The sequence below is a fragment of the Helicobacter cetorum genome, assembly GCF_900198405.1.
In the GTDB taxonomy this organism is placed as follows: domain Bacteria; phylum Campylobacterota; class Campylobacteria; order Campylobacterales; family Helicobacteraceae; genus Helicobacter; species Helicobacter cetorum_C.
The window spans coordinates 165,770-172,563 of record NZ_FZMR01000002.1 but is presented as its reverse complement, the minus strand read 5'-3'; the positions used below and the strand labels follow the sequence as shown (position 1 = coordinate 172,563).

The 6,794-nt window shown below is 33.3% G+C and carries 6 protein-coding genes and 1 pseudogene; 5 read left to right on the top strand and 2 right to left on the bottom strand.

Features of this window, described 5'->3' with window-relative positions:
- Together C6H25_RS01355 and C6H25_RS01350 are read right to left on the bottom strand one after the other, a co-directional pair.
- Window positions 1–1,304, bottom strand: a pseudogene (locus tag C6H25_RS01355) (hypothetical protein); the annotation flags it as partial.
- 257 nt (window positions 1,305–1,561) lie between these two features.
- A complete protein-coding gene (locus C6H25_RS01350; protein ID WP_104747696.1) occupies window positions 1,562–1,762 on the bottom strand; it encodes a hypothetical protein in 201 nt (66 codons plus the stop codon).
- Between the two features lie 306 nt (window positions 1,763–2,068).
- Here C6H25_RS01350 and C6H25_RS01345 point away from each other — a divergent pair, with 306 nt between their 5' ends.
- From C6H25_RS01345 to miaB, 5 genes are all read left to right on the top strand, one after another.
- Window positions 2,069–2,788 carry a cytochrome c biogenesis protein CcdA gene (locus C6H25_RS01345; RefSeq protein ID WP_104747695.1) on the top strand — a complete coding sequence of 240 codons (720 nt, stop codon included), beginning with the start codon at window positions 2,069–2,071 and terminating at the stop codon, window positions 2,786–2,788.
- Between the two features lie 10 nt (window positions 2,789–2,798).
- Entirely contained in the window at window positions 2,799–3,935 is a 1,137-nt protein-coding gene (locus tag C6H25_RS01340) for an amidohydrolase family protein (protein WP_104747694.1), read from the top strand.
- Window positions 3,920–5,152: an aminofutalosine deaminase family hydrolase gene (gene mqnF / locus C6H25_RS01335; RefSeq protein ID WP_104747693.1), complete on the top strand. Its 1,233-nt coding sequence runs from the start codon at window positions 3,920–3,922 to the stop codon at window positions 5,150–5,152. Before C6H25_RS01340 ends, mqnF begins: the two co-directional genes overlap by 16 nt.
- Before the next feature lie 75 nt (window positions 5,153–5,227).
- The gene (locus C6H25_RS01330) at window positions 5,228–5,470 is read left to right on the top strand and encodes an HP0268 family nuclease (RefSeq protein WP_104747692.1); all 243 of its coding nucleotides are present in this window, start codon (window positions 5,228–5,230) and stop codon (window positions 5,468–5,470) included.
- 9 nt (window positions 5,471–5,479) lie between these two features.
- A complete protein-coding gene (miaB, locus tag C6H25_RS01325) occupies window positions 5,480–6,790 on the top strand; it encodes a tRNA (N6-isopentenyl adenosine(37)-C2)-methylthiotransferase MiaB (protein ID WP_104747691.1) in 1,311 nt (436 codons plus the stop codon).
- The last annotated feature ends 4 nt before the right edge of the window (window positions 6,791–6,794 follow it).

Sequence of the window (6,794 nt, the reverse complement as noted above, 5' to 3'; positions counted from 1 at the left end):
GAAGATTGTAATTCGTTATAGGTGTTGAGTTTGGGGGGTAATGCCATAAAAGTAAAATGCTGTTTGTATTGATTTGGCAACTGATTATTGATTTCTTTTAAGATTTGATTAAGCGTGCTATCATCACCACCTGTAGTATATAATTGCGTATTAGGAATGCCTTGAGTAGATGCGTTATAAAAATTATACAAACCATTGATAGCTTTGCTAATTTCTTTAGGATTGTGAGCAATAAGAGCGTTAGCAACATCACCTGCTTTAACCCACCATTTGTAAGTAGCATTATACACTTCTTGTGCTGTGATTGTCTTGTTATCAAAAGTGGCATCACCATTTGAATTGACATTAACCTTACTTGATAAAATTTCATTAAATGCAACATCATGTATCCAATAGCCAAATTGTGAATTTAGAGCTTTCATCTGATTATCAAAGGTTTCATTATTTAAGATAGCTTGATTGATAATGCTTAGAGCTTCTTGTTTTTCTCTTTCTTTTGTGGAGTTGCTTGAGAAATTTAAGTCATTAATTTTATTTTGCAATGCTTGTAAAGTAGGAGTAAAAACAGCCATGCTATTTCCAATCCAAGCCATGGCAATTGAATAAAATTGGTTATAGATTGTCATAAGGTTTGGGTCTATCTCTTGGATTAAATGCTGTAGTTTTGCTGGTCCTATAGGGCAATTATCCCCAAGAGAAACTTGCCCATAAACCTGACAATTAAAGAAATTTCCGGTCGTTTTTTGCAACATGGTTACATTATTATATAGTGCATAAGCATAATTAGTTGTAGGGCTATTCTCAGCTATGCCTTGTAGCATTTGAAATAACATTAAAGCTTCAATACCACCACTAGCACTTAAGGAAGTGTTAGAGTTGCTTGATGTATTTTTAGGGCTACCAATAGTGTTACTTTCTATTTCACTAATAATAGAAGTTAAAGCTTGTGGTATGGTCTCAGTTTTGCCATTTACTTGTAGAGTAATACTAGCAATATCTGTATTTGTATCCTTTGGATTTTCTAAGGCTTTTAAGATATCTTGAGCTTGTTGAATGATAGATTTTGTAGTTTGATTCTTATTGCTACCAAAAGATAAATTATTGAAAAACCCCTTTATATACCCCTCAAACGATTGCTTCCTTAATTTTGACAAACTATAAACTACATTTGAATTAGCATTACTCTCTAAGGCATAATGATTACTTGCTATAAGCGTAGCTTGTTTAGGATTACTACTAACTTGACTAGGATTGATAAGTTGTAATAATTCATTACTCTGAGCCAACACTAATCCTAAACTCATAATCCCTACACCATTTTGTGTTAAACCTGCATTTAATTGTAAGCTTTTAGCTATTTTATCTATTTGAGAGTTTTTAAGTAAGCTAGGGTCATTTTGAATAGCTTTTAAGGTCTTGATAGCTTGTTCTTGGATTTTTAACTGAGCGAGTTGGGTTTTTTGTTGTGCTTGAGCTTGATTACTTGAATTTTTTATTTGGTTTTGTAAATTTGTGATTTGACTAGAAACATCATTAGAAAGGGTTGTTAATTCTTGGCTATCTAAAAGAGAGGTATTACCCCCCCCCCCCCGAAAATATCAGGGTTATTGTAATAAGGGTTAGTCATAGTAGAGCTTTGACTCATTTGTGCCATTTGATAGTTAGCCCCTAAAAAGAAAGAGCTTTCTTCAGCTATTAGAGAACTAACTAGAGATAAACTTAAACTTAAAGCACTAAAAAATTTTAATCTGTTATGAGACATTAAGAAATTTCCTTTTTTTAAATGATTTTACGAATGAAATAAAAATAAGTTTGAATTGTAGCATAAAGGGGGGCAATTAAAAATAAAAAACTAAGAGTTTAGAAAACCGATGGGCTATTTTAAGGGTTTTTAAAAATAAAACCTAATTTTTAACATCATGAAAACAAGCTATAAAAATTTAGATAGAACAACTTAAAAATAGAATTACATTGATTTAAGTTGATTGAATAAACTTAATGAATATAATACAAAGATAAAAATCATAGGATTTTAGATACCATAAAGATAAGATTTAAGGATTAAAATATGTTTGATAACACGCTGATAAATTTATTTGAGACAACGCCTTTTTTAACTTCGCTCTTAGCTGGGGTTTTGACTTTTTTAAGCCCTTGTGTGTTGCCTTTAATTCCAGCATATATGTCTTATATCTCTCAAATTTCTTTAGAAGATATTAAAGATGGTAAGGCTAAAAGAGTTTCGGTTTTTTTAAAATCCTTGATGTTTGTTATAGGATTTTCGCTCGTATTTTTGGGTGTGGGCATGTCTATGGCAAAGCTTATTCATAGCTTTGTGGGGGGATGGGTGAATTATATTTCTGGGGGTATTGTCATACTCTTTGGCTTGCATTTTTTAGGACTATTTCGTTTTACTTTTTTGTATAAGACTCAAAGCGTGCGTTTTAGTAGTAAATCTAATAGTATGCAACGCTTTTATCCCTTTCTTTTAGGGGTGAGTTTTGCCCTAGGTTGGACGCCTTGTATTGGACCTATATTTACTTCTATTGTGATGATGAGTGCAAGCAAGGATACTTATGGTTTGTTGCTTATGGTAGTGTATGTTATGGGGTTAGCCATTCCATTCTTATTAGTGGCTTTAATGGTAGAAAGGGCGTTATTATTTTTAAAATCCTTAAAGAAATACAACCGCACTATTGAGATTATTTCAGGGTTAGTGCTAGTTTTAATGGGGGTGTTGATTATGACAGATTCTATGAAAAACTTGACAAATTTCTTACAAAATTAGGGGGGGGGATATGCTGTTAAAAAATGCGTCGTTTTATGATGATGAAAAATTAAGGGTAGCGGATATTCGTTTAAAAGATTCTCTCATTACGGAAATAAAAGAAAACTTAAGCCCAACAGATAACGAAGAAGTAATTGAGTGTGCGAACTTATTTGTATTGCCAAGCTTAATTGATTTAAGCGTTACCTGTTTAGAAGGCTATGAAAATTTAAGACAAAAGGCTTTTAAAGGTGGGGTAGGGCTACTTAATATTTTTAATCACGCTCAAAGTAATATTAAAAATATTATGGCAATTAAGGATAGCAGATTAGAAGACATTGCTACGCTTAAAAATCAAGGGGGGGAAATTTTAATCGCCCAAAGTGATGTTTTTTTAGAGCTCATCAGCCATTATGCAAAATCCTATAACTTGCCCCTTTTGATATCCTTAGAAAATTCTTTTGAAAGCTTAAATAGTGGGGAATTAGCCTATGAATTAGGGCAAAGTTTCATAGACAATGCGTTTGAAAACACCCACTTAGTGCGTTTTATGGAAGTTTCTAGAGCCTTAGGCATTCCTATGCTTTTAAATAAAATCAGTAGTATAGCCACACTAGAACTTACAAAAGCCTTTAATTATTTAGGGGCGAATTTACAAATTCAAGTGCCATTAAGCCATTTAGTATTAGATGAAAGCGTAATTAAAAATTATGAGCCTAGGTTTAAAATTGCCCCCCCTTTAAGAGACAAGAAAAGTCAAAACGCCTTGCAAGTTGCTTTAAGAAATAATGAAATCTCCATGCTAACAAGTCTCCATACTCATAAAAACTCTAACGCACAGCTTTTTGAAGAAAGTGCTTTTGGGTGTGAGAGTATAGAATACGCCTTTAGCGTGGCTTATACCTTTTTGGTTCAAACAAATATTATTAGCTTACAACAGCTTATTAAGGTCATGGCTTTTAATCAAGCAAAGTTTTTAGGGCAAAACTCAGGCGAGATTAAAGAAAATAAAATGGCTAATCTTATTATCGTAGATTTAGATGCTAAAAAAAGGGTTAGCAATAAAAATTCGCCTTTTTATGATTTAGAATTACAAGGTGTGGTTGAAAGAGTGATTTTAAAAGGACAAACAGCGTTTTTTAAAGGGGGCTTATGCGAGAAATCATAGGGGCTTCTTTAGTTTTTCTTTGTAATGAAAAATGCGAAGTTTTACAAGATTATGGCGTAGTCTTTGATGAAAAGATTCTTGAAATAGGCGCTTATAAAAGCCTAGTGCTTAAATACCCTCATTTAAAGGTACAATTTTTTAAAAATTCCATTCTTTTACCCGCCTTTATTAACCCACACATTCATTTTGAGTTTTCTAACAATAAGGCGAGTTTTAATTACGGGAGTTTTGCTAACTGGCTAGAAAGCGTGATGGAAAATAGGGGGGCGATTTTACAAAATTGTGAGATGGCTATCAAAAACGCTATAAACACACAGCTAAAAAGTGGAGTGGGGAGTGTGGGGGCGATTTCTAGCTATCTTAAAGAGGTCAATTTATTACAAGATTGTCCCTTAAATGCTGTGGTATTTATGGAGTTTTTAGGAAGTAGCTATTCCTTAGAAAGACTAGAAATATTTAAGACACAATTTAGGGATTTAAAAGCGTTAGAAAATGAGCGTTTTAAAATCGCTCTAGCCTTGCATGCCCCTTATTCAGTCCAAAAAGATATGGCATTAAGTATCATTAAGTTAGCCAAAGACTCACAAAGCTTGCTTTCTACGCATTTTTTAGAATCTTTTGAAGAATTAGAATGGTTAGAAAATTCTAGTGGGTGGTTTAAGAGTTTCTATCAAAAATTTTTAAACCAAACTAATGCTAAATCGCTTTATAAGAGCGTGAATGATTACATTGAAATGTTTAAAGACACACATACTTTATTTGTGCATAATCAATTTGCACCTTTAGAAGTCTTAAAAAGAATTAAGTCTCAAGTCAAAAACGCTTTTTTAATCACATGTCCTGTTTCTAATCGCCTACTAAGTGGGAAAGTTTTGGATTTAGAAAAAGTTAGAAAAGCACATTTGAATGTGAGTATTGCCACAGATGGTTTGAGCTCTAATATTTCGCTGAATTTTTTAGATGAATTAAGAGCGTTTTTATTTTCTCAAAAACCCATGCCCTTATTAGAATTAGCTAAAATCGCTCTTTTAGGGGCTACGCATTATGGGGCTAAAGCTTTGGGGTTAAATAATGGCGAGATAAAAGAAAATAAAAGAGCGGATTTGAGTGTGTTTAGTTTTGATGAAAGTTTTACTAAAGAACAAGCGGTTTTACAATTTTTATTGCATGCTAAAGAAGTGGAATGTTTGTTTTTAGGGGGTAAAAAAGTGCTTTGAGAGAAAATAATTTATTTTAAAGATAGAATGCGTTAAAATTAGAGATTTGAATAGATGAAATAAAAAGGGAAAGTTATGAAATTAGTTTTAGCAAAGAACACAAGAAAATCAGACACAAAGAGCGTTGAATTAGAAGACTTGTATAAAAAATTTAGTGAAGATAAGCATTCTATTTTTTATTTTGCTCCCTCAAACGCTCATAAAGACATGCTTAAGGCGGTGGATTTTTTCAAAGAAAAGGGGCATACAGCTTATTTAGATGAAGTGAGAGTAAGCACTGATGAGAAAGATTTTCTTTATGAATTACACATTATTTAAGGGCTTGTGTTGAAAGTTTATATTGAAACGATGGGTTGTGCTATGAATTCTAGGGATAGTGAGCATTTATTAAGCGAGCTATCCAAACTAGACTATAAAGAGACTAATGACCCCAAAGTAGCGGATTTGATTTTAATCAATACTTGTAGTGTGCGTGAAAAACCAGAGCGAAAATTATTTTCAGAAATCGGTCAATTTGCTAAGATTAAAAAACCTAGTGCAAAAATCGGTGTTTGTGGATGCACAGCAAGCCATATGGGAGCAGATATACTCAAAAAAGCCCCAAGTGTGAGCTTTGTGTTAGGGGCTAGGAATGTGTCTAAAATCTCTCAAGTCATTCATCAAGAAAAAGCGGTTGAGGTGGCTATTGATTATGATGAAAGTGCGTATGCATTTGAGTTTTTTGAGAAAAAGGCTGAAGTTAGGTCGTTATTAAACATCTCTATAGGTTGTGATAAAAAATGCGCTTATTGTATTGTTCCGCACACTAGGGGTAAAGAGATTTCTATTCCTATGGATTTAATCTTAAAAGAAGCTGAAAAACTTGCTAGCAATGGCACTAAAGAGCTGATGCTTTTAGGACAGAATGTGAATAATTATGGCGTGCGTTTTAGTAATGAGCATGCAAAAGTGAATTTTAGCGATTTGTTGGATAAATTAAGTGAGATTGCTGGCATTGAAAGGATAAGATTCACTTCACCTCACCCCTTGCATATGAATGATGAATTTTTAGAGAGATTTGCGAACAATCCTAAGGTGTGTAAGAATATCCACATGCCCTTACAGAGTGGCTCTAGTGCAATATTAAAAGCCATGAAAAGGGGCTATACCAAAGAATGGTTTTTAAACAGAGTAGAGAAATTAAAATCCTTAGTGCCTCAAGTGGGAATTAGTACTGATATTATCGTAGGCTTTCCTAATGAAAGCGATAAAGATTTTGAAGATACTATGGATGTGCTAGAAAAAGTGCGATTTGACACGCTCTATAGCTTTATTTACTCGCCACGCCCTTTTACTGAAGCGGGAGCTTGGAAAGAGAGAGTGCCTTTAGAAGTTTCATCTTTAAGATTAGAAAGATTACAAAGTAGGCATAAAGAAATTTTAGAAGAAAAAGCAAAACTTGAAGTGGGTAAAACGCATGTGGTGTTAGTAGAGAATGTGCGTGAAGATAAAAATCAAGTTATAGGTTTTGAGGGGCGTAGTGATACGGGAAAATTTATTGAAGTAACTTGTAAAGAAAAAAGGAATTTGGGCGAACTTATAGAAGTAAAAATTGTTTCTAATGATAAAGGACGCTTAGTTGGGGCAGTCAAAGAGTGATTAA

What these genes read in the sequence shown, in the direction of transcription:
- C6H25_RS01330 (WP_104747692.1), top strand. Translation starts at nt 5,228, where the DNA reads ATGAAATTAGTTTTAGCAAAGAACACAAGAAAATCAGACACAAAGAGC.
- C6H25_RS01345 (WP_104747695.1), top strand. Translation starts at nt 2,069, where the DNA reads ATGTTTGATAACACGCTGATAAATTTATTTGAGACAACGCCTTTTTTA.
- C6H25_RS01350 (WP_104747696.1), bottom strand. Translation starts at nt 1,762, where the DNA reads ATGTCTCATAACAGATTAAAATTTTTTAGTGCTTTAAGTTTAAGTTTA.
- mqnF (WP_104747693.1), top strand. Translation starts at nt 3,920, where the DNA reads ATGCGAGAAATCATAGGGGCTTCTTTAGTTTTTCTTTGTAATGAAAAA.
- C6H25_RS01340 (WP_104747694.1), top strand. Translation starts at nt 2,799, where the DNA reads ATGCTGTTAAAAAATGCGTCGTTTTATGATGATGAAAAATTAAGGGTA.